We start from the raw sequence: 21,194 nt of genomic DNA on the forward strand, positions 1-21,194 counted from the left end.
CAGATTATCTTCTCCCGAGATAACGCATGACAGTTTTCTGATAGTTCAGAAAGTCTTGTCCAAATGCTTCTCTCAAAAAAGGTTCTTCAACATAGACAATCTGCAAGTGAAAGAGGATAAAGACTATGAAGGTTGCAAGGCAAAGATAGCAGTTGAAAAAGGACAATAAAATTCCCAAGTACATGAGATTGAATCCCAGAAATGCTGGGTTGCGACTGATTGAATAGATACCATCTATTACAAGGACAGTTTGAGCATCTTCTTGGACACCAGCCCGCCAATTGTCCTTCATTTGCAAGACTGATAGGATGAAAACCAAGACACCAAGCCCAGCTATTATTATCCCTAAAGACTGTAAAACCATATGAGGATTTCCATTATAAAAGCAGATAGAAAAAACTTGAAGAGTTGGAAGCAAAGAAGTCATCAGTTTCAGGGTCACTTCTATAAAGAGAGGCGCCCCCTCTTTTCCTTTTCCGAGCTGGTCAGTGCTAATCCCTTGTTTTCTTTGTTCTATCATTTTGCCAAAATAGCAAATGTAAAAACTTGCCATGATTGTTAACATTATTATCTTTGCTAGCAATATCTACCTCCAAATTGTTTATTGTTTCATTATAGCATTTTTTCCAAAAGGCAAAAAAAGAGATTGTAAACTCTCCTAAAGCTCTATTCTTCCTTCATATTATATCTTCTGTTTTATAAAGTCGAAATTCAAAAAAGAAGTAGATTTAAGGTCTCTACTTCTCTTAATAGTTATGATTTACTACATTGATAAACTAGGATTTAAATTTCAACGGAATAGGTGAAGCGGAAGCTACCAATTTCAAATTTTTTCCCAGTAGCCATGTTTTCAATTGGTCTGGCCAGCTGTCGAATTTCCATAAATTCATCTGTCATCAGAACAAGAAATTGCTTTTCACCCTCTGTTACAAGATAAAAATGTTTGTCAGAATTCTGAAAGGACTGCAAGACCTCAACCGTATTCGCAAATGGGGTGGTAAGCCAGAGGGCAGTCTCAACACCTTTTTCTTTCTTTGTCATGATTTGCTTGTGAAGCAGATAATGGATTTCTGCTTGAGGGAATCTTGCACGCACCGCTTCATCAAAATACTTATCTTTCTCCCTAGCAAACCTTCTATGTGTAGCATCGAGATTTGCATAATCTTCAAGATTGATAGGTTCTCTTACCACCGAAATGTCAAGACTTCCATTTTCATCTAAGAGATAATCAATACTTACACCCAGGGTCTTAGACAGTATTTTCAGATTCTCCACATCAGGAATACCTTTGTCTGATTCCCATTTTGTAATAGCTTGTCTAGATACAGATAGCATGTTTGCCAATTGTTCTTGTGTCATCCCTGCAGTCTTCCGAGCCTCTCTTAATTTTTCACCAAATGTCATTTTGTCTTCCTCCTTATATAATATTTAGGTTTCCCTCTACTATTACTATAGCCGTAAAGTCTTTGACATTCAAGAAACGCTCCGTAGCAATGGCGCAACGTTCCGTAGCATAGCAAATTTCCTATTACAAACACGAATTATTTGGTAATATGTGCAGTAATAATGGTAAAGGAATGAGCATTAACAGTTATCTTTACATTTTCAACTTGGCAATAATAATTTTTCCCTTGGCCATAAATGATACAGTCCTCGCTTGCTATTTTTTCCTTGCAATAGTCGACAACATCATCCACATCAATTTTCAAGTTCTACCGAATTCTATCCACTCCCAACTCTGTCGTATGAAGTTTGTGGATATTATCAAGCAAAATTTCTCTTTCTGTCATTTCAAGTTACCTTATTTCAAACATATCACTATATCACTTAACCTTCACTCTTTCCATTCCCAGCGTAGCATTTCCCAAAACCAAAACCTTGATTCTCGCCCTCCTCACAGTTTTTATGCTATAATAGGGACCATGTGGACTTTAAAAACCTTCGAGGAGCTAACCACGCGCCAGCTCCATCAAATCTATAAAGCGCGCACCGAGGTCTTCGTGGTGGAACAGAATTGCGCCTACCCTGAAGTGGATGACTTAGACCTTGAAGCCCTTCATCTCTTTTTGGAAAATAGCGGAGCAGTTTTAGCTTACTGCAGGCTTATTGATTGTCCAAATCAGGTAAAACTAGGACGTGTATTAGTCATTCAGGCTGCGCGGAAAGATGGTCTGGGAAGAAGTTTGGTAACCAAGGCTCTTGAAATCTATCAAGAAAACTTCCCGGAAAAACCAATCTATGCCCAAGCACAGGCCTATCTGCAAGACTTTTATGTTTCCTTTGGTTTCAAGCCAATTTCTGAAAGCTACTTAGAAGATGGCATCCCACATATTGACATGTTATTGGAGAGATAAATGAAGACTTTTGAAACAATTCTAGAAAAAATCAAATCATACGACACTATTATTATTCACCGTCACCAAAGACCTGACCCTGATGCTATTGGCAGTCAAGCAGGTTTACGCCAACTTTTGCGTCACAATTTCCCTGAAAAACGCATCTTAGCCACTGGTATTAATGAACCAACCCTAGCTTGGATGACTAGCATGGACGAGGTTACTGACAGTGACTATCAAGGTGCTCTTGTCATCGTAACAGATACAGCAAACACTCCGCGCATCGACGATGACCGCTACCAAAATGGTGATTTCCTCATCAAGATTGACCACCATCCAAATGAGGACCCTTATGGCGACATCCTCTATGTGGATACCACAGCATCAAGCGCCAGTGAAATCATTACAGATTTTGCCCTAGCCACTAACTTAGAATTGACTGCTGACGCTGCCCGCCTCCTTTACACTGGAATCGTCGGTGATACTGGTCGCTTCCTTTACCCTACTACAACTAGCAAAACCCTGAATATTGCTGCTATTCTTCGTGGCTACAACTTTGATTTCTCAGCTATTTCCCGTCAAATGGACAGCTTCCCATATAAAATTGCCAAACTTCAAGGCTATGTCTTCGATCATCTTGAAGTAGATGAAAATGGAGCTGCGCGTGTCCTCCTGACACAGGAAGTCATGAAACAATATGACGTTACCGAAGCTGAAACTTCTGCTATCGTTGGCACACCAGGAAAAATTGACAGCGTGCTTGCATGGGCGATTTTCGTTGAACAGGCCGATGGCAAATCATATCGTGTACGCTTGCGCAGCAAAACCGCCGTTATCAATGAGATTGCTAAAAATCACGATGGTGGCGGACATCCCCTAGCCAGCGGAGCCAATTCTTACAGCCTAGAAGAAAACCAAGCCATCTATCAAGAAATTAAAGACCTTCTAAAGTAAGGAAAATGGTCAAATTATACAAGAAAAAGACGCAAAACCCTTGTCAAACTACCCTAGTTTTGATAAACTAGAATAGTTAAAAATAACTATGGTGCGGAAAGTACTATGGCAGAAAGGAAAATTTTAACAATGAAAAAAGATATCCATCCAGAATACCGTCCAGTTGTATTTCTTGACACAACTACTGGTTACCAATTCCTTAGCGGCTCAACAAAAGCTTCTAAAGAAACTGTAGAATTCGAAGGTGAAACTTACCCACTTATCCGTGTGGAAATTTCATCAGATTCACACCCATTCTACACTGGTCGTCAAAAATTCACTCAAGCAGACGGACGTGTGGACCGCTTCAACAAAAAATACGGTCTCAAATAATCAACATGCTTGTTGGCAAACACTTTCGATTCGTCGAGAGTGTTTTTTTGTTTATCTATAACAAAAAAACATCTTGGCATTTCCAAGATGTTCAGAGGTTTCAATGCTTTAATTCTTATTAATTAAGGGAAAGCCCAATATGAGCTAGCCATGCCTCGTCTTCAGCTAATGTCGCTGAATCAGTATAAGCACCGCGATGTGAATTCCACACATAATCGCCTGTAGTTGTAGCTTCTTGTCCAGCCCCATAAGTTTGAACTTCATAAGCTGGTGAATCGTAGGCCGTCAGACCATACATGTCAATAATACTATTGAGTTTATAGGCATAAGCAGTGTCTGTTGCGTACAAACCTGTTAATGCTGCTGTTGCATCAGTATAGGAAGTCGTATTTGATTTCCATGTACCTGAATAAGTTGATGTTCTCAATAAGTTAGCATAATCATAAAGTGAACCAGAGATGTAACCGTATGAACGGAAAGGCTCATCAATCTCATAGGCATTTCCAAATCCATCATCTTCCCAGGTCAACATGGTCACTGAATTCCCATTGTAACTTCCCTTAATTCCAAAGTAATTATAGTGTGGAGCTTGACTTAGAGCAGACTGACCATTACTTGATTCTAGAATTGCTTGTGCAATCATAACTGAAGCATAGAGGTCATTTTCCTGAGCAATTTGTCGTGCACTCTCACCAATTGAAGCAATAAATTCTGAAGTGGTTTGTCCGGCATATCCAGACTCCGCAGTTACTGTTTTACTCGCTTCGCTACTCATTGTTCCCATGACGAAACCGGCTAGTGCGATAATAGCTGAAAAACTCAAAACCACTTTAATGATAGTCTTCTTAGTCACAGAATCTCCTTGTAAAAATGTATTTGTCTTTATTATATCAAAGTTTTCCACAGGATATGTAACAATAAGATGACAATTTTCGAATTTTCCACAGTTTTTTGGATTCCTATGTTATTTTCTTCAATTTTAGGCGACTTATCCACAATTCGCTTCCCAAAGTATCCTTATAAACTGCTAGGATGTTTTATCTAAGAGTAGCAAATCAGTTTGCTCTCTTTTTTCATTAACATAATTAGCTAGTTCTATGGTTAAATCATATCTCAAAAATGGTGTGATGAGATAAATGCCATTGTAATATTCAAGAGCTTTATCAATCAATCGTTTACTTTCTTCTAAACCTAATTTCTCGCAGGCTTTTTTATCTTCCTTCACTTCTTCTAATCGAGCCAAGAAATCTTCAGAAAGTTGGATACCGGGAACTTCATTATGTAAAAATACGGCGTTATTATAACTTGTTATCGGCATAATTCCAATAAAGAATGGTGTTTCATAAGGAACTGTTAGTTGTGATAGAGTATCTATTGTCTCGATATTAAAAATTGGTTGTGTGATAAAATAATCAGCTCCAGAAGATATTTTCTTATCGAGTAATCTCCCACATCGGGATAAATTTTTTACATTTGGATTAAAAGCTGCTGCTACTGTAAAGTCAGTAGCTTTTTTTATACTGCCACCACTATAGCCTTTTCCACTATTAAGCTGTTTAATCAGACTGAGCAGCTTTAAACTTGTGACATCATAGACACTTGTAGCGCCTGGGAAATCTCCCATCTTGGATGGATCACCTGTCACTGCTAAAATATGATCAAATCCTAGGACATCCATTCCAAGTAATCTTGATTGTAGACCAATGAGATTATAATCCCTACAAGCTAAATGTAGTACAAGGGGTGTTGTAAGATCATTTTTTAAATAGGCTGCTAAGCTGACATTACAGATACGTGTTCTGGCTAAGGAGTTATCTGCTAAGGTGATGGCTGCTAAACCCGCTTGATCTAAAGCCTTAATGCCTTCAACAAATTTTGTAATATCAAGTGTCTTCGGTGGATCAAGCTCCGCAATCACTGTAATGTCACGTTTTACTTTATCTACCAAAGTCTCATTTTGTTTACTGGCTGCGATGAGTTCTTCTTCTGCTACTAATGGCGTAACTAATTTTCTCTCGATAGGTTTGAGTCCACGAACAACTCGTTTGACAGATCTGATATGCTCTGGTGTGGTTCCACAGCAGCCACCAATAATTCTAGCTCCCTCAGCCACTAGAAGCTCTGCACTTTTCCCAAAATATTCAGCATTTTGGCTAAAACCAAATCGGTTTGAATTGCCATCAACAGAATACTCCAACAAACTGGCATTTGGGTAAACGGCTAAAAATGATTGAGCAAATAAGGGGACTTGCTTGAGCGATTTAATCATATGGTAGGGACCAAGGTGACAATTCAGACCAACAACATCTGCCCCCAACATGACCAGATTGCTCAAGACTTCCACTAGAGGTTGGCCATTTTGAGTAATCCCAGGTTCAAGTAAGGTTAGATTTGTGATGATAGGGATATCTGTGATTGGACGAACAGCTTCAAGAACAGCTAGCAATTCTTCAACATCATAATAGGTTTCAAAGAGAAGACCATCTATCAATTTCCCATCAAGTAAATACGTGACTTGTTCAATTGTCTGGTCAATTATTTCTTCTAAAGTTAGGTCACATTGCTTTAGCCCACGCGAGCCTCCAACAGTTCCCAAAACAAAAATCTCATCCCCAGCTGCTTCACGCGCTATCTTAACCCCAGCTTGATTTATTTCCTTGATATCATTTTCATAACCATATGCCTTAAGTCGATGCCGTTTTGCTGAGTAAGTATTTGTCTGTATAATGTCAGCACCGGCATTAATATAGGCTTGATGAATTCGAGAAACTTCTTGAGGGTTGGATAAATTATAAGATTCATAACAATTATCAAGTCCATTGGCGTACAAAAGTGTTCCCATGGCACCGTCCGCCACCAGTATTTCTGTTTTTAAACGTTCCAATAAATCTGACATAAGCCCTCCTTTCTATTTAATTATTGGCAAAACAGGTTCAGAAACCGAACCTGCTTGAGTTTTTCTTATTGCTAATGAATCAAGCCTTACCAAACTTAGCACGAACTTCCTGAGTAGCTTCAACCAGAATTTTCAGTGCAGCAAGAGTTTCAGGTTCACGTCTTGTTTTTAAACCGCAATCAGGGTTAACCCAGAATTGTCCCAAAGATAGTTGAACAAGTGGGCGTTCAATATTGGCAATAACTTCTTCCTTTGTTGGGACACGTGGAGAATGAATATCATAGACTCCGAGACCAATTCCTAATGGATATGTAGCAGTTTCAAATGATTCAATGATGTCTCCATGACTGCGACTTGTTTCGATTGAAATCACATCTGCATCTAATTCACGAATAGAGTCAATAATTTCATCAAATTTTGAATAGCACATATGGGTATGAATCTGAGTTTCATCTTTCACTGATGAAGTCGCAATGCGGAAAGCATGAATAGCATCATCTAAATAGGCTTGTTGTTTGCTCTTTCTCAAAGGTAATCCTTCACGAAGCGCAGCCTCATCCACTTGAATAATGGCAATACCAGCATTTTCCAACAACTGAATTTCATCTTTAATTGCTAGTCCAATTTGATTAAACAATTGAGCTCGAGAAATATCTGTACGCTCAAATGACCAGTTGGTAATTGTAATTGGTCCAGTTAGCATTCCCTTAACAGGTCGGCTAGTCAGACTCTGTGCATAGACTGTTTCTTCAACAGTTAAGGGTTGAATATGTTTAACATCTCCATAGATAATTGGTGGCTTGACAGCGCGTGATCCGTAAGACTGAACCCAGCCAAATTTTGTAGTTGTAAAGCCTGCCAATTTTTGACCAAAAAACTCTACCATGTCTACTCGTTCAAACTCTCCGTGAACTAAGACATCTAAGCCCAAGTCCTCTTGAATTTTAATCCAACGTGAGATTTCTGATTTTATGTATTCTTTATATTCCTCTTCAGAGATTTCCCCACATTTCCAAGACAATCGTTTACGACGAATCTCAGGTGATTGCGGGAATGAACCGATAGTTGTCGTTGGCAAAATTGGTAAGCCCAGACGCTCTTGTTGTAATAGCTGACGCTGACTGTAATCAAGATGCCTTTGTGTTGGAACATTGTCCAAATTTTCAAGAACAACATTACGAAAATCTGCTTCTTGAAGTTTATCGAAGTTTTGAATATGCTGTGTGTAAGCAGGATTATCAATTCCCTTAAGTTTTTCAGCTAGTAGTTTTATTTCGACTAGTTTCTCATCTGCGAATGATAAACCATTTTTTAGAACTGGATCTAAATCCGTTTCATTTTTAGTTGTTACTGGAACATGCAACAGAGAGCAAGAAGGCTGGACTACCACTTCAGCTACATTTTCTTGAATAGCCTTAAGCAATTCAGTCGTTTTAATGAAATCTGAAGACCAAACATTTCGACCATCCACAACTCCAGCAAAAATAACCTTATCTGCAAAGAGTCCTGATAAAATTGCTTCTAAGTTTTCTTCCAAGCCATGCACAAAATCCAGTCCAAATGCGGCTACAGGCAGTTGAGATAGTTCTTTAGCATCAATTAATGCCTCAAAATATGTCTGAAAAATCAATTTTGCTTCCGGTACTTCTTTGGCAAAATAAGAATAGACACATTTAGCAGCTTCAACAAGATCAGCCCCTTCATCAGTTACAAATATGGGCTCATCGACCTGAATATAAGAAGCGCCAACATTTACCAAATCTTTAAAAATGTGTTTATAAAGTGGTAGAAGATTTTTTACTGCAGCTGTAAAATCTTGAACTCCTGATGAGAGGGCTACAAATGTCACTGGACCAACTATAACTGGTTTAGCTTTTTCTCCCACAACTTCACGTGCTTCACGATAGAGTTCAAGGAGATGATTACTTGTTAAATGAGGTTTGGTTTTTGACCATTCAGGAACGATATAGTGGTAATTGGTATTAAACCACTTCTTCATTGATGAAGCTACATGATCTTTATCGCCTCGAGCGATAGCAAAATACAAATCTAAATCCTTCTCTTCCTTAGCAAATCGTTTTGGAATAATACCAAACTGAAAAGATAAATCTAGAATATGATCATATAAAGAGAAATCGCCAACTGGAATATAATCAACACCTGCATCAACTTGCTTCTTCAAGTTTGCTAAGCGCAAGACTTTAGACTCTTGATTTAATTCTTCTTGGGAAATATCTCCTGACCAATAAGATTCAATTAATTTTTTCCACTCACGATTTTCACCCAAACGTGGGTATCCTAAATTTGAAACCACTACCATAGCTACCTCCTATAACGTTATAAAATATTGACTATAACATTTAAAAATTTTATGATTTAAATTTTATCTCATAACATCAGTAATTTCAATGCTTTTAGCTATTTTATCTTTTTAAGTCTTGATATAGTTTCAAACTATACAATTAGAGTTTGTTATAGTTATTAACTATATCAAGTGGGCTAATAATCAAAAAATCCCCAACATATTGTTGGAGACTTTTGTCATCAAATGCTTTCTTTTTCAGTTAATCTATCACGTTTGACTATCAGTTTTTCTCGCTCTGCTATGGCTTCTTCCAATTTCTTACTTAACTCAGTAATATCATCATCTAGGTCCTGAATCTCTGCAATCAAATCAGTCAAATTGTTATCAAGGCCTACAACTTCCTCATCAAATTCTACCTCTGAATCAACAGTGAAAACGAAGCCTCTCTTACCAAGGTATTTGCTTACTATCTTTTTCATCAAACCTTCAAAGCCTGTATCACTTAATCTTTCATCAATATCTTCGAGAACACTTGCTTGAACTATTTCTATTTCTTCCTGGCTTAATTTTCGACCAGTTTCATCGTACCAGTTACCCCTGTTTGATTTTATTTTCATCGTGTCTCCTTTTTTCTTACAGGTCAAAGTCTTCTTTGAGTTTATCTATAACCGCCTGAATGAGTTCACGGTTTGGGTCATATTTGACATCTTTTTCATCACTATTAAAAAGTAAGAGCTGAGCATTTTGCAACTTTTGTCGATGGAAGGAAACAGCTGCGCTGGTAATCCCCAGACTTTCTGCAATATCCTTACTCTTGGCATATGGTTGGGTAAGAGCAACCAAAACCTTATAGCGTGAAAGATCACTTAGAATTTTAAGGACAGCTGAAAAATTATCTTCATCCAGCTCATTATGACTTAGTAAAACTTCATCAATTTTACAAGACAAGATGAGAAAATTTCGATATTTCCCAAATTTCTTTACGTAGGAAATTAAGGACAATCGAATCATCCAAGGACTTATAATATAGAGTTCAAAATCCTCACTTGGGATTGAAAAATTCTCCAATTGTAAAAATTTTGCTTCTTCTAGTAACTGCTCAGGTTTAATAGTTTGAGCAAAAGACTCCCTCTCAGCTCTGGCATTCTCAAAATAAGGCTGATAAAGGTCAATTAGAACTCTGGATATTTCAACAGTTTTTTTGATATTCTCCTTGAGGTTGTGACTAAAGGAGAATATCTGCCATTTATCTTCAGGTTTGAGACTCAACTCATTGAGAATTTTCCAGAAGTCCATCCCTGAGGTATCACCTAGGTTATCTTCTTCTACAAAATGATGAAGACACACTTCTAGCTCTTTTTCAGTCATGGCCAGCACCAGCTCATGTAATTCTTCAATATCAGAAGGCTCCTTATCCTGGTTAATCAGATAAAAATAACAAACGGTCAAAAAACTTGCACCCGCCCCCATCAAATGATACTCACGAATTTTAGCCTGAAAGGGGAGAAATAGCTGATAAATTTCTTCCAGAGTATCAAGATCCTTAGCTAAAAGACTAAGTTCCTTTTGGGTAAAATCCCATTCCCACTCTTTCATAGAATAGGACAGGACAGGTAACATGGTTAATTCAAAAATTTCAGAACGTTTTTGATTGTAAATAAAAGGCATGGTGACCTCTTTCTAAGCCAGTTTAGTGACTACTTGATTTTTCTTAACTCTACTCTTAATAGTATAAACCATAAGTCCAAGCGCAAGCAAGAGGTAAAGGGCAGAAATGACCTGAGCTGGCAGGATAACCACCAAACCAGACAAAGCAAAACGACTCACAATCATGCCTAAGGTCAGTAAGGTGTCAATTCCTGAACCGATGGTGGCCAATTTTTCCTCTGGAATTTCATGGTAGATCATCGCTGAAAACTTTGGATTCACACCTCCAGTCGCAATTGCTGCTACAAGAAGACTTAAAAGTGCAAAATAGATATTATGTAGGACCATTGCTGTAAAAAAAGAAATCAAAAGAATTAAGATTAAAATAACCATAAGACTTAAATCAACCTTTTTAAAAAGCGTAGTACAAAGTATTGATCCTAAAATATTTCCCACAAAGAAAACAATTGAGACTATAGCGAGTGTGGTCGTGGGATTGATGATAATAAAGTCCTTAAAATCCTTGATAGTTGTCAGAACCATAATTTCCAAAGTTGAACCAATAGCGTTGACCCCTATAATGGCGAACAGACTGATTTTCAAAACTGGAATGCCATTAATAGTCTCCAAGGTCCCCTTGAAAGCACCTCCGATTTCTCTCATCAAACCTTTTGAGCTCCCAGTCTCAGTAGAGAGTTTGATAGGATTATCTTTCAGCAGTTTGGTAAAAGCAGGGCGGAGACCTAGCATGATCAGGGCGCTAGCTAGAAAGGTTGCTGCATTAAAGAAGGCTAAATTTTGGTAGGTCATGAGGGCGATGAGAACTGCACCGCTTGCCTGAAATCCAATCTGCAAAATTGAGGAAGCCGCCTGACGAAAGGCCATAGCCCCTTCCCGGTCCTCGTCAGCTACTACTCTGAGTGAAAGGGGAGAGAATAGATAGGACTCGTACTGACCTGAAATATCTGAAAAGAGATTTGCAACAACTGCTAGCAGAACAATCCAGAGGGCAGGCTCAAAGCCCATGGCAAGACCAACTATTACATAGATGACCAAGCGAAAAATTTGTGTCCCCAAGATAGTATCTACCTTGTTCTTGGTCTTATCTGCCCAGATGCCCATAAGAAAGCGAGTCAGAATCGGGAGAGACTCTGAAAGAGTTACTAGACTAATCCCAATCTCCGGTTTTGGCAAGAGGAGAACGTAGTTCATTAAGGCCAAGTAATAGAGACTATCACCAAAGTTAGACAACATGTCAGATAGAAAGGTCGCCATGTAGAGTTTGTTGCTAAAAACTTTTTTCATAAGAAATACCTACTTCTAAAAATCTGATGTTATTTTTCGCTTAATCTGCTTTATGAATTGATTTTGACCATGGTGTTGGATGCTTTTCAATTAACATACTTAACCAATTTTCATCACCGTTTGATTCTTCTTCAACATCACTTAATTGAGTGTCATCATCATTGTAATCCACAACACCAAAAATAGTAGTGTCAGAGTTCTCAAAAGAAGTCACGATAGGATAGGCAACATAAGCTAGAGCTAAGAGTGCTAAGAGTAGATAGAGTAACTTTTTCATTTCAAACCTCATTTATATATTTTTAAGTATTTATTTAACTTCCTCTTAAGTTTAACACTTACTTTTTCTTAAGTCAACATTTAAATAAATGTTTTTTGAATATTTTTTAAACCTCTGTTTAACTATTTTGAAGAATATACTTTTGCAGGCTCTGCTATTTTACAAAAAAAGAACTCCCGAAGGAGTTCAAAGTGTTAGATAATAATAATCTTATTTAGCTTTACGAAGGGCACCGAAGAGTACGCCTGAGATAACCGCACCGATCAATACATAAACAATGTAAAGGAATGGGTTACTTGTAAGGGCGATTACGAAGATACCTCCGTGTGGTGCCATGAGTTTGATTCCTGACAAACCAACAAGGGCACCAGCAACTGCAGAACCTGCGATGAAGCTTGGAATAGCGCGTGCTGGGTCAGCTGCAGCAAATGGAATGGCACCTTCAGTGATGAATGAGAGACCCATGATGATGTTTGTCAAACCAGAATCACGTTCTTCTTGAGTGAATTTATTTTTGTAAAGAAGAGTTGCGATGAATACTGCCAATGGTGGAACCATACCACCAGCCATAACAGCAGCCATAACGATTGAACCACCGCTTGTTACTGATGCTGCAAGAGTACCAGTACCAAATACGTAAGCTGCTTTATTGATTGGACCACCCATGTCCACAGCCATCATACCACCTACAAGGAGACCAAGAAGTACAGCTGAGCTACCTGACAAGCCGTTCAAGAAGTTGTTAAGCGCTGTGTTAATAGCTGACATTGGGATGTTAACAGCCAACATCAAGAGACCAGTGATGATAACACCGAAGAGTGGCAAGATAAGGATTGATTTAGCACCTTCCAATGAACGTGGTACTTTGACATATTTTTTAAGTGCAAGTACAACATAACCTGCAAGGAAACCACCCACAAGTGCTCCAAGGAAACCTGAAGGAACACCAGCAAGACCTGAAGTTGCTTCACCACCTGCAGCGTAAGCAATTTTACCATAAGCAAGACCGCTTGAAGCGATTGAACCTGCTACAAAACCTGAAACCAAACCTGGTTTTTCAGCGATTGAGTAGGCTACATAACCAGCAAATACAGGAATCATGAAGCCAAAGGCTGCTTGACCAATTTGCATAAATGTAGATGACAATTGATGGTAAGAACCCAGGTTACCAAGACTATCTTGAGGAACACCCATGATGTTATCAAACAAGAATGCAAGGGCGATCATGATACCACCGCCGATAACGAATGGGAGCATTTGTGATACACCTGACATAAGGTGTTTGTAGAATGCTTGACCAGCAGAAAGTTTTTCTTCTGTTTGCACGCTTGCTTCTCCTTCTTGTGCGACATAAGTATCAGCTTTGCCATCAAGAACAAGGTTAATCAATTCTTCAGTTTTCTTGATACCATCAGCAACTGGTCGGTTTACAAGTGGTTTACCATTGAAACGAGGCATATCAACTGCTTTATCTGCTGCGATAATAACACCTTTAGCTTTTGCAATATCATCAGCAGTCAATTTGTTTCCGACACCTGAAGCACCATTTGTTTCGACTTTAATAGCAACGCCCATTTCAGCTGCAGTTTTCTTAAGAGCTTCTTCAGCCATATAAGTATGAGCAATACCAGTTGTACATGCTGTAACAGCTACGATGAAATCTTGACCTGCTACTGGAGCAACTGGAGCTTGCTCAGCTTTATTTTCATCTTCAGCCGCGTCAAATGTAGCAATAACATCATCAGCTGATTTCACTTCACGTAGTTTAGCTGCAAAGCCATCTTTAAGCAAGTATTTAGACAAGTCAGCAAGTGCTGCCAAGTGAGTATCATTTGCTCCGTCTGGGGCTGCAATCATGAAGAAAAGATCAACTGGGGCACCATCAAGTGCTTCGTAGTCAACACCAGTGTTTGATTTAGCAAAGAGCACTGTTGCTTCTTTTACAGCAGCATTTTTGCTATGTGGCATAGCAACACCTTCACCCAAACCAGTAGTCATTTGAGCTTCACGGTTCATGATTCCAGCTTTGAAAGTATCAAAGTCAGTAACAACACCTTTGTCAACAAGGTTTGTGATCATTTCATCGATAACAGCTTCTTTTGAAGTTGCTTTCAAATCAAGAATCATCACTTCTTTTTTCAGAAGGTCTTGAATTTTCATAGTTTTTCTACCTCTACTTTTTGATAAGTTTCTTTTATAAATTCAGCTGTCGCTAAGTCATCTGAGAATGTTGTCGCTGTACCGCAAGCAACTCCCCATTTGAGAGCTTCAACTGGATCACCAGATTTAACAAATTCACCTGTGAAGCCTGCAACCATAGAGTCACCAGCACCAACAGAGTTCTTAACATTACCTTTAATTGGTTTTGCAAAGTATGCCGCTTCAGGGGTTACAAGAAGAGCACCATCTCCAGCCATTGAAATAATAACGTTCTTAGCTCCTTTAGCAAGGATTTCACGTGCATATTTTTCAATATCAGCAAGACCGTTTAATTCAACATTGAAAATGTCAGCAAGCTCATGGTTATTTGGTTTAACCAAGAGTGGGCTATAGGCTAATGAATCAAGTAACGTTTGTCCTTCAAAGTCACACACCACCTCAGCTCCAGCTTGTTTCGCAATTGGAATAAGAGTATTATAGACTTGATTTCCTAAACTGCTTGGCGCTGAACCAGCAAAGACAACTGTATCTTCACTTGTAAGGCCCGCTAGAATTGCTTCTAGTTCTTCTAATTTTGCATTAGAAATAGCAGGGCCCGCACCATTAATTTCAGTTTCTTCACCTGCTTTAATTTTGACGTTAATACGCGTATCTTCTTCCACTTGAACAAAATTGGTTGAAATACCTTCAGAAACCAATCCTTCCTCAACAAAGCGTCCTGTGAAACCACCGATAAAACCTGTTGCAGTATTATCGATATCAAGACGTTTCAAGATACGAGAAACGTTAATCCCTTTTCCTCCAGCATACTTATCATCGCTATCCATTCGGTTTACTGAGCCAAGCTCAAAGTTGTCCAAACGAACGATAAAGTCGATGGATGGATTGAGAGTAACTGTGTAAATCATACTTCAATTACCTCCGTTTTTTCCTTAATTTTTTGTAAAAGAGCCCCATCAGATTTTGTTGTAAGAATACTTACATTTTCAATCCGATCTACCTTTGCAAAAGAAATTTGTCCAATTTTGGAAGCATCCATTAGGACATATGACTTTTGCGCATTGTCAATAATCGTTTTTTTGATAACGGCTTCTTCAATATCAGGTGTTGTTAAAAAGCGCTCATCAGCACCATTCATCCCAAGAAAAGCCTTATCAAAGTTCAACTGAGAAATCTGTTCGATTGCTACTTTACCAATACTTGCATCAGTTGAATTTTTAACAAAACCACCAATAATAATGGTCCTAAAATTACGTTCAACTAATTTTGCAGCATGGTGAATCGAATTAGTCACAATCGTCAGGTTATCTTGAAACAGAAGATCAACCAGTAACTCTGTAGTTGTGCCTGCATCAATAAAAACCACATCACCATCATTTATCAAACTGGAAGCATAATTAGCAATCAGAGATTTGTGATGAACGTTTTTGATAGATTTCTGTTTATTGGTCAGTTCTTCTCGAAGCGAATGATGAAGCTCCGCACCTCCATGAACACGATGAAGTTTTCGCTCACTTTCTAGTTCATCTAAGTCACGTCTTACCGTCGATTCAGATGTTTGAAGAAGCTCTACCAAACCTTCAAGAGTCACAAAACTATCCTGGGAAATTTTCTCCATGATAAGTTGTTTGCGTTCCGATTTTAAAATAAGATCGCCTCCTCCTGAAATCGTTTACAGATAACATTATACTCCTATATCTAATATTGTCAAGCACTTTCTGTCATTTTCTGTCAAAATCTCTTGAGAAACTGTCATTTTCTTTTATTTTCAGAAAATTACAATCAATTTTATAGAAATAGCAAGAAAATTTGTAATCACTAAAACTTCTTTTCAGTATCCTTTCACCATTTCATATTTATTTTACGCTTAAATAAAACCAAAATCAGACAAGGTCAATACTTGGGTACATTAAGTCAAAACTGATATCTATCATTTATACTACCTCTCCTCACTGTAAATATAAGTCAAGAATAAAAAGCTAAGAAAATTTCCTAGCTCTTTATTCTTAATCTTGAATTAATGAAGTTGAGTGTACAACACGATTATCGCGTTCTGGATAGATATATTTGATGGCCTGATTTATGGCTGTAGGTGTTTCACCAAAACCAGTTGCAATTAAATCAACCTTACCTTCGTAATCTGCTGCATCACCGATGGCATAGACACCTTCTTGACTTGTTTCAAAGAGTGGGGAAACATTGATACTTGAACGTTTGTAGTCAACATTCCAATTCTTCAAGTTCTTGTTAGATGTAGAGAATCCAAAGCTTACGATGAGAGAATCTAATGGTAAGTCCTCTACCTCATCAGATTTGACTTTTTGAACGCTTAGGCTAGTAGCTCTGCCATTTTCCCCAGAAAGAAAAAGCGGTACATAAGGCGTCATGATTTTGACTCCAGATTCTTTGAGGAGCTCTACACTATGTTCGTGGGCACGAAAGGCATCACGGCGGTGAACAAGCGTCACGCTAGCTGCAATTTCTTCCAAGTGCAAGGCCCAGTCAACCGCAGAATCACCGCCACCGCAGATTACAACATTTTGTCCGGCAAACTGATCCAACTTGTGGACGTTGTAGAAAAGGTTATTATCAGCGTAATCTTCCTCACCTTCAAGGCCTAAAGGTCGTGGTGCAAAGGCACCATTTCCGCAGGCAATGACAATAGCTTTTGAAAAATGCTGCGCTTTATTCGTTTCGATTGTGAAGACACCATCTACTTTTTCAAAAGTTTTTACTTCTTCTTTTAAGCAAATAGTTGTACGATCTTCAAAACGTTTCAATTGCTCGATAAGATTATCAACCAATTGACCAGCAGGAATCGCTGGATAAGCTGGAATATCATAGACCATTTTTTCAGGATACAAAATGGCAGGTTGTCCACCGAGTTCAGATAAAGATTCAATAATCTTAACCTTCATTCCGCGAAGTCCAGCATAAAAGGCAGCCCAAAGTCCAACTGGACCACCACCAACAATGGTAATATCATAAATATTTTCTGACATCTTTTTTTCCTTATTACTTATTTTTTCTTAAAAATTCTTCTATTAAATTAGCAAGAGTTTGAGGGGCGTCATCTGTGAGTAAATGTCCTGCATTTGGTATTTCTCTAAAGCAAGCATTAGGCATCAAAGAGGCAGCCTCTTGGGAAGTTTTTATGTTAAATCTGTCCTTCTGTCCACAAGTTACCAATGCAGGAATTTCTGACTGAATAAGATTATCCGTCAGGTTTAAGTCACTCATACTACTTAAAAACTCTATGAGTTTCTCCTTGTCAACACCTTGTTTGGCAAAAAATGATTTAGGAATCAACTTAAAGACTTGTTTTTGTATGACAAAAGGCAGATTTCTTTTTAAATTGAACTGGCCAGCACAGGCAATAATTCCTTTTAGATTATTCGGTCTATCTTTTAAGCTAGAGAAAGCTAGACAGGCTCCTAAAGAAAGTCCGACAAGTATAAACTCTTCATCAATCGAATTTAATAGTTGCCTTACCTTAGTTTCTAAAAGGTGATAAGTCTCTGGGAATTGACCATTATCAAATAAGTCCAGGGTCTCTACATCTCTTTCTGGAAGTTCCTTAACAACCTTATCCCAAGCACTAGCAGATTGGCCCATGCCATGTAGAAAGATTATTTTCACTCTTTTTCCCTCTTAATCTTTTCAATAATAGTCTTTTCCTCATCGCTAAAATGATAGTTTTCTAGCAAATCAGGACGACGTTCCAAAGTTTTGCGCAAGCTTTGCTCCAAACGCCAGAGGCGAATGTTTTCATGGTGACCAGACATGAGTACATCTGGTACTTTCATGCCACGAAAATCATAAGGACGTGTGTATTGAGGGTACTCCAAGAGTCCTGATGAAAAACTATCATCTTGGTGACTAGCTTCTTTACCAATCACATCAGGGATAAGGCGAACTGTGGCATCAACCATGGTCATAGCCGCCAACTCCCCGCCTGTAAGAACAAAATCACCTAAGGACACTTCGTCTGTTACCAAGGTTTTGATACGCTCATCGTAACCTTCATAATGGCCACAGATGAAAATCAATTCCTCTTCTTGCGCTAATTCCTCAGCAAATTTTTGATCAAATCGACGGCCTGCCGGATCGAGTAAAATTACGCGTGGCTTTTGGGCATCAATTTTTTCAATGGTGTCAAAAATAGGCTGCGCTCTTAAAAGCATTCCTTGACCACCACCGTATGGCTCATCGTCAACATGACGAGCTTTTTCAGCGTTCTCCCGAAAATTGTGATAATTGATTTCTAAGAGACCTTTTTCTTTTGCTTTTCCTACAATAGAATGTTCAAGTGGTGCAAACATTTCTGGAAAGAGGGTCAAGATATCAATCTTCATCGTCAAGACCTTCCATCACATCAACATCTACACGATTATTAGCAACATCAACATTGAGGATAACTGGTGGAATGTATGGTAGGAGTAAATCACGTTTTCCTTTACGTTTCACTACCCAAACATCATTTGCACCAGGTTGAAGAATTTCTTTAATTTGACCAATTAAGACATCATTTTCGTAAACATCTAGTCCAATGATTTCATGATAGTAAAACTCTCCATCTTCAAGTTCGGTAAGGTTCTCTTCTTCTACTTTTAGTGAATAACCTTTGTACTTCTCGATGTCATTAATGTGGTACATCCCTTTGAATTTAATAATATCAAAGTTTTTTTGCTTGCGATGACTGGCAATTTCAACTTCAAGAACAAAATGATCTTTATCATCAAAAAGGGCAAGTTTTGACCCTTTTTTAAAACGCTCTTCCGCGAAATCTGTAACAGATAACACGCGCATCTCCCCTTGTAACCCTTGGGTATTGACGATTTTTCCAACGTTAAAATAATTCATATTGACTCCACTCTGTCTTAATCTTTATCATTTTACCACGATGGCAAAGAAAAAACCAGTCACACTCTGTAACTGGTCAAGATAGTCCGTACGGGATTCGAACCCGTGTTACCGCCGTGAAAAGGCGGTGTCTTAACCCCTTGACCAACGGACCTCTTTGTTTAACAACAGATACTAGTATATCGAAAAACAAGAATCCTGTCAACACGTTTTTAAAACTTTTTTGAAAAAATAGAAAAAATGATAATTGATATGAAATCTTATTGAAAGTAGGTTCCCTATGAGTCCACTCCAAATACTGTACTCAAAGAATAGCAAAATCAGACAAGGTATGCTGATAAATTTACACCTAGATGTAGGTGAGGAGTCTTAATGATGTATCCTTATAATTTTCAAAGAGCACCAATCAGCTTCACTAGGGTTATAAAATGAAAAAGAGACCTTACGGTCTCCTCTTTATTTCTCGTCAATAACAAGACGAACTTTTTTACCTTGCGTCGGTACCGAGTAGACAATCGATCTTATCGCTGTAATCGTACGACCTTTTTTGCCGATAACACGACCGATGTCTTGTGCATCCAAGTCAAGATGGTATTCTAAAAACTCAGGTGTATCTTCAATTTTAATAGTAAGATTATCTGGTTGTGAAATCAAAGGTTTCACAATAGCGATAATAAGATTTTCAATGGTATCCATAGGCTTTTATCTTCTTATTTTGAGAATTTTTGTTCGTGGAATTTAGCCATAACGCCTTCTTTTGAAAGGATGTTACGAACTGTATCTGAAGGTTGTGCACCTTTAGCCAACCAGTCAAGAACGCGGTCTTCTTTGATTGTTACTTGGTTTTCAGCAACAAGTGGGTTGTAAGTTCCAACTGTTTCGATGAAACGTCCATCACGTGGAGCACGTGAATCTGCTACGTTGATACGGTAGAAAGGTTTTTTCTTAGAACCCATACGAGTCAAACGGATTTTTACTGCCATTTTTTAAATATCTCTTTTCTATTTGTTTAAATTTTGATAGAGCAATAGCTGAGCTATCAACTCACTTTAACTATTATATCATAAGATTTTAGAGTGTCAAGAAAAAAACTTGACAGTCTTTAAATTTTTTAAAATTTATTTTTCCTCTTCCAAGTTTATCAGACCATAGTGAAACTTCTGATTAGACCGAACTTGTCTCTCAAAACCGAATCGCTCAAATACTGAATCTCGAAAATGAGCTTTGATTATAATCTTCTTTTTAGCGACGCGTTTGGCTTCCGAAACAAATTCGTCAGTAATAGGGCCGTAATTAGCTAGTGGTTTTAGTCCAGAGAGGTTTTCAGACTCAGTAATTGTTTCTGTAAACATAGGATCGCAATAGATTATATCTAAAGACTTGTCTGGCTGTTTTTTGAGATACTCCAAACTGTAACAACAATCCGTTTGAATTGATCTCATAGCTGCATCTAGCGCAGCATTTCCACTAGTATAGGTAGCTAATCCGTGAGAAACGATTAAGTGGATCAAGGGCTGGCTCTCAAGTGCTTTGACTTTATGCCCCGCCGATGCCATTACAAGACTGTCACTAGCCAATCCCATAGTGGTATCTAAAATCTCCAGAGATTCTGTACCTATAAGACTCAGCAAAGCATCGTGAGAGCTTTTTAGGCGTAACATGGCCGTATCTGGATGGAAAGTCAATTCACTACCGTCCTGGTTGACCAGAACCATTTTAGTATTGTAAATCAAAATCACGCCGTCATAGTCTTTCAAAAAGGATTTAACCGACTGCTTTCGGCGTTCAATAAAAGGATAGCCTGTTTTTTGGCTCAATAGCAGAGCCTCTTCTATCAATCTAGGATTTTGACCTAGACTAGTTGTAATCACGATTGTCATAATCCTATTATAACAGACCTTAGATATAAGTTAGCAGTTCAAACTCATACGTTTGTGTCAAGTTATTCTCGGAAAGTTTTTCAAAAGTCCTAAATCCATTTCTTCATTTGTCCAATTGGACTACTTGTTGCACCGTTTAGTGGGATAGTCGCACTTGGGATAATATGCTGGTCGTGCTGGCCTTTCTGCAGGAGTTTTC

23 protein-coding genes and 1 tRNA gene are annotated in these 21,194 nt (G+C 38.3%); 3 read left to right on the plus strand and 21 right to left on the minus strand.

What is annotated here, in order from left to right:
- Positions 1 to 4 precede the first annotated feature (4 nt).
- The 3 genes from F601_RS0101190 to F601_RS13645 form a co-directional block, all read right to left on the minus strand.
- Positions 5 to 520 carry a methyltransferase family protein gene (locus tag F601_RS0101190; RefSeq protein WP_211205901.1) on the minus strand — a complete coding sequence of 172 codons (516 nt, stop codon included), beginning with the start codon at positions 518 to 520 and terminating at the stop codon, positions 5 to 7.
- Positions 521 to 783: 263 nt separating this feature from the next.
- Positions 784 to 1,404, minus strand: coding sequence for a helix-turn-helix domain-containing protein (locus tag F601_RS0101195; RefSeq protein ID WP_018163851.1), 621 nt, complete (start codon positions 1,402 to 1,404; stop codon positions 784 to 786).
- Positions 1,405 to 1,541: 137 nt separating this feature from the next.
- On the minus strand, positions 1,542 to 1,709 hold the full coding sequence (locus tag F601_RS13645) for a DUF3781 domain-containing protein (protein ID WP_245686272.1): 168 nt from the start codon (positions 1,707 to 1,709) through the stop codon (positions 1,542 to 1,544).
- Between the two features lie 213 nt (positions 1,710 to 1,922).
- Between F601_RS13645 and F601_RS0101205 the strand changes: the two genes are divergently transcribed.
- From F601_RS0101205 to F601_RS0101215, 3 genes are all read left to right on the plus strand, one after another.
- Complete coding sequence (locus F601_RS0101205; RefSeq protein WP_018163852.1) at positions 1,923 to 2,354, plus strand: GNAT family N-acetyltransferase; 432 nt, start codon at positions 1,923 to 1,925, stop codon at positions 2,352 to 2,354.
- Complete coding sequence (locus F601_RS0101210; RefSeq protein WP_018163853.1) at positions 2,355 to 3,290, plus strand: DHH family phosphoesterase; 936 nt, start codon at positions 2,355 to 2,357, stop codon at positions 3,288 to 3,290.
- Positions 3,291 to 3,419: 129 nt separating this feature from the next.
- Positions 3,420 to 3,662, plus strand: coding sequence for a type B 50S ribosomal protein L31 (locus F601_RS0101215; RefSeq protein WP_018163854.1), 243 nt, complete (start codon positions 3,420 to 3,422; stop codon positions 3,660 to 3,662).
- A gap of 118 nt (positions 3,663 to 3,780) precedes the next feature.
- On the opposite strand, the gene F601_RS0101220 is transcribed toward F601_RS0101215, so the two are convergent.
- The 18 genes from F601_RS0101220 to F601_RS0101305 form a co-directional block, all read right to left on the minus strand.
- Complete coding sequence (locus F601_RS0101220; RefSeq protein WP_018163855.1) at positions 3,781 to 4,515, minus strand: glucosaminidase domain-containing protein; 735 nt, start codon at positions 4,513 to 4,515, stop codon at positions 3,781 to 3,783.
- A gap of 174 nt (positions 4,516 to 4,689) precedes the next feature.
- On the minus strand, positions 4,690 to 6,558 hold the full coding sequence (locus F601_RS0101225; RefSeq protein WP_018163856.1) for a bifunctional homocysteine S-methyltransferase/methylenetetrahydrofolate reductase: 1,869 nt from the start codon (positions 6,556 to 6,558) through the stop codon (positions 4,690 to 4,692).
- A gap of 79 nt (positions 6,559 to 6,637) precedes the next feature.
- A complete protein-coding gene (metE, locus tag F601_RS0101230) occupies positions 6,638 to 8,878 on the minus strand; it encodes a 5-methyltetrahydropteroyltriglutamate--homocysteine S-methyltransferase (protein WP_018163857.1) in 2,241 nt (746 codons plus the stop codon).
- Between the two features lie 224 nt (positions 8,879 to 9,102).
- On the minus strand, positions 9,103 to 9,480 hold the full coding sequence (locus tag F601_RS0101235) for a hypothetical protein (protein WP_018163858.1): 378 nt from the start codon (positions 9,478 to 9,480) through the stop codon (positions 9,103 to 9,105).
- A gap of 16 nt (positions 9,481 to 9,496) precedes the next feature.
- Positions 9,497 to 10,531 (minus strand): ArsR/SmtB family transcription factor, encoded by a 1,035-nt coding sequence (locus tag F601_RS0101240; protein WP_018163859.1) that lies wholly within the window; start codon positions 10,529 to 10,531, stop codon positions 9,497 to 9,499.
- A gap of 12 nt (positions 10,532 to 10,543) precedes the next feature.
- Positions 10,544 to 11,815, minus strand: coding sequence for an MFS transporter (locus F601_RS0101245; RefSeq protein ID WP_018163860.1), 1,272 nt, complete (start codon positions 11,813 to 11,815; stop codon positions 10,544 to 10,546).
- Positions 11,816 to 11,855: 40 nt separating this feature from the next.
- A complete protein-coding gene (locus F601_RS0101250) occupies positions 11,856 to 12,092 on the minus strand; it encodes a hypothetical protein (RefSeq protein WP_018163861.1) in 237 nt (78 codons plus the stop codon).
- Positions 12,093 to 12,302: 210 nt separating this feature from the next.
- Complete coding sequence (locus F601_RS0101255; protein WP_018163862.1) at positions 12,303 to 14,252, minus strand: PTS fructose transporter subunit IIABC; 1,950 nt, start codon at positions 14,250 to 14,252, stop codon at positions 12,303 to 12,305.
- On the minus strand, positions 14,249 to 15,160 hold the full coding sequence (gene pfkB / locus F601_RS0101260) for a 1-phosphofructokinase (RefSeq protein ID WP_018163863.1): 912 nt from the start codon (positions 15,158 to 15,160) through the stop codon (positions 14,249 to 14,251). Before pfkB ends, F601_RS0101255 begins: the two co-directional genes overlap by 4 nt.
- Positions 15,157 to 15,900 carry a DeoR/GlpR family DNA-binding transcription regulator gene (locus tag F601_RS0101265; RefSeq protein ID WP_282705022.1) on the minus strand — a complete coding sequence of 248 codons (744 nt, stop codon included), beginning with the start codon at positions 15,898 to 15,900 and terminating at the stop codon, positions 15,157 to 15,159. Before F601_RS0101265 ends, pfkB begins: the two co-directional genes overlap by 4 nt.
- Positions 15,901 to 16,258: 358 nt before the next feature.
- Positions 16,259 to 17,254: an NAD(P)/FAD-dependent oxidoreductase gene (locus F601_RS0101270; protein WP_018163865.1), complete on the minus strand. Its 996-nt coding sequence runs from the start codon at positions 17,252 to 17,254 to the stop codon at positions 16,259 to 16,261.
- 13 nt (positions 17,255 to 17,267) lie between these two features.
- Positions 17,268 to 17,891, minus strand: coding sequence for an alpha/beta fold hydrolase (locus tag F601_RS0101275; RefSeq protein ID WP_018163866.1), 624 nt, complete (start codon positions 17,889 to 17,891; stop codon positions 17,268 to 17,270).
- The gene (gene trmD / locus F601_RS0101280; RefSeq protein ID WP_018163867.1) at positions 17,888 to 18,607 is read right to left on the minus strand and encodes a tRNA (guanosine(37)-N1)-methyltransferase TrmD; all 720 of its coding nucleotides are present in this window, start codon (positions 18,605 to 18,607) and stop codon (positions 17,888 to 17,890) included. The genes F601_RS0101275 and trmD overlap by 4 nt, the downstream gene beginning before the upstream one ends.
- Positions 18,597 to 19,115 carry a ribosome maturation factor RimM gene (rimM, locus tag F601_RS0101285; RefSeq protein ID WP_018163868.1) on the minus strand — a complete coding sequence of 173 codons (519 nt, stop codon included), beginning with the start codon at positions 19,113 to 19,115 and terminating at the stop codon, positions 18,597 to 18,599. The genes trmD and rimM overlap by 11 nt, the downstream gene beginning before the upstream one ends.
- 82 nt (positions 19,116 to 19,197) lie before the next feature.
- Positions 19,198 to 19,269 (minus strand) — tRNA-Glu (locus F601_RS0101290).
- A 302-nt stretch (positions 19,270 to 19,571) separates the two neighbouring features.
- Entirely contained in the window at positions 19,572 to 19,811 is a 240-nt protein-coding gene (locus tag F601_RS0101295; protein WP_012658259.1) for a KH domain-containing protein, read from the minus strand.
- A 14-nt stretch (positions 19,812 to 19,825) separates the two neighbouring features.
- A complete protein-coding gene (rpsP, locus tag F601_RS0101300; protein ID WP_018163869.1) occupies positions 19,826 to 20,098 on the minus strand; it encodes a 30S ribosomal protein S16 in 273 nt (90 codons plus the stop codon).
- Positions 20,099 to 20,233: 135 nt separating this feature from the next.
- Positions 20,234 to 20,995, minus strand: coding sequence for a class I SAM-dependent methyltransferase (locus tag F601_RS0101305; protein WP_026183052.1), 762 nt, complete (start codon positions 20,993 to 20,995; stop codon positions 20,234 to 20,236).
- Positions 20,996 to 21,194 lie beyond the last annotated feature (199 nt).

This window comes from Streptococcus henryi DSM 19005, assembly GCF_000376985.1.
GTDB classification, from domain to species: domain Bacteria; phylum Bacillota; class Bacilli; order Lactobacillales; family Streptococcaceae; genus Streptococcus; species Streptococcus henryi.

Coding starts and splice junctions, on each gene's coding strand:
- F601_RS0101190 (WP_211205901.1), bottom strand. CDS start 520: ATGATAGAACAAAGAAAACAAGGGATTAGCACTGACCAGCTCGGAAAA.
- F601_RS0101195 (WP_018163851.1), bottom strand. CDS start 1,404: ATGACATTTGGTGAAAAATTAAGAGAGGCTCGGAAGACTGCAGGGATG.
- F601_RS0101205 (WP_018163852.1), top strand. CDS start 1,923: ATGTGGACTTTAAAAACCTTCGAGGAGCTAACCACGCGCCAGCTCCAT.
- F601_RS0101210 (WP_018163853.1), top strand. CDS start 2,355: ATGAAGACTTTTGAAACAATTCTAGAAAAAATCAAATCATACGACACT.
- F601_RS0101215 (WP_018163854.1), top strand. CDS start 3,420: ATGAAAAAAGATATCCATCCAGAATACCGTCCAGTTGTATTTCTTGAC.
- F601_RS0101225 (WP_018163856.1), bottom strand. CDS start 6,558: ATGTCAGATTTATTGGAACGTTTAAAAACAGAAATACTGGTGGCGGAC.
- metE (WP_018163857.1), bottom strand. CDS start 8,878: ATGGTAGTGGTTTCAAATTTAGGATACCCACGTTTGGGTGAAAATCGT.
- F601_RS0101235 (WP_018163858.1), bottom strand. CDS start 9,480: ATGAAAATAAAATCAAACAGGGGTAACTGGTACGATGAAACTGGTCGA.
- F601_RS0101240 (WP_018163859.1), bottom strand. CDS start 10,531: ATGCCTTTTATTTACAATCAAAAACGTTCTGAAATTTTTGAATTAACC.
- F601_RS0101245 (WP_018163860.1), bottom strand. CDS start 11,815: ATGAAAAAAGTTTTTAGCAACAAACTCTACATGGCGACCTTTCTATCT.
- F601_RS0101250 (WP_018163861.1), bottom strand. CDS start 12,092: ATGAAAAAGTTACTCTATCTACTCTTAGCACTCTTAGCTCTAGCTTAT.
- F601_RS0101255 (WP_018163862.1), bottom strand. CDS start 14,252: ATGAAAATTCAAGACCTTCTGAAAAAAGAAGTGATGATTCTTGATTTG.
- pfkB (WP_018163863.1), bottom strand. CDS start 15,160: ATGATTTACACAGTTACTCTCAATCCATCCATCGACTTTATCGTTCGT.
- F601_RS0101270 (WP_018163865.1), bottom strand. CDS start 17,254: ATGTCAGAAAATATTTATGATATTACCATTGTTGGTGGTGGTCCAGTT.
- trmD (WP_018163867.1), bottom strand. CDS start 18,607: ATGAAGATTGATATCTTGACCCTCTTTCCAGAAATGTTTGCACCACTT.
- rimM (WP_018163868.1), bottom strand. CDS start 19,115: ATGAATTATTTTAACGTTGGAAAAATCGTCAATACCCAAGGGTTACAA.
- F601_RS0101295 (WP_012658259.1), bottom strand. CDS start 19,811: ATGGATACCATTGAAAATCTTATTATCGCTATTGTGAAACCTTTGATT.
- rpsP (WP_018163869.1), bottom strand. CDS start 20,098: ATGGCAGTAAAAATCCGTTTGACTCGTATGGGTTCTAAGAAAAAACCT.
- F601_RS0101305 (WP_026183052.1), bottom strand. CDS start 20,995: ATGACAATCGTGATTACAACTAGTCTAGGTCAAAATCCTAGATTGATA.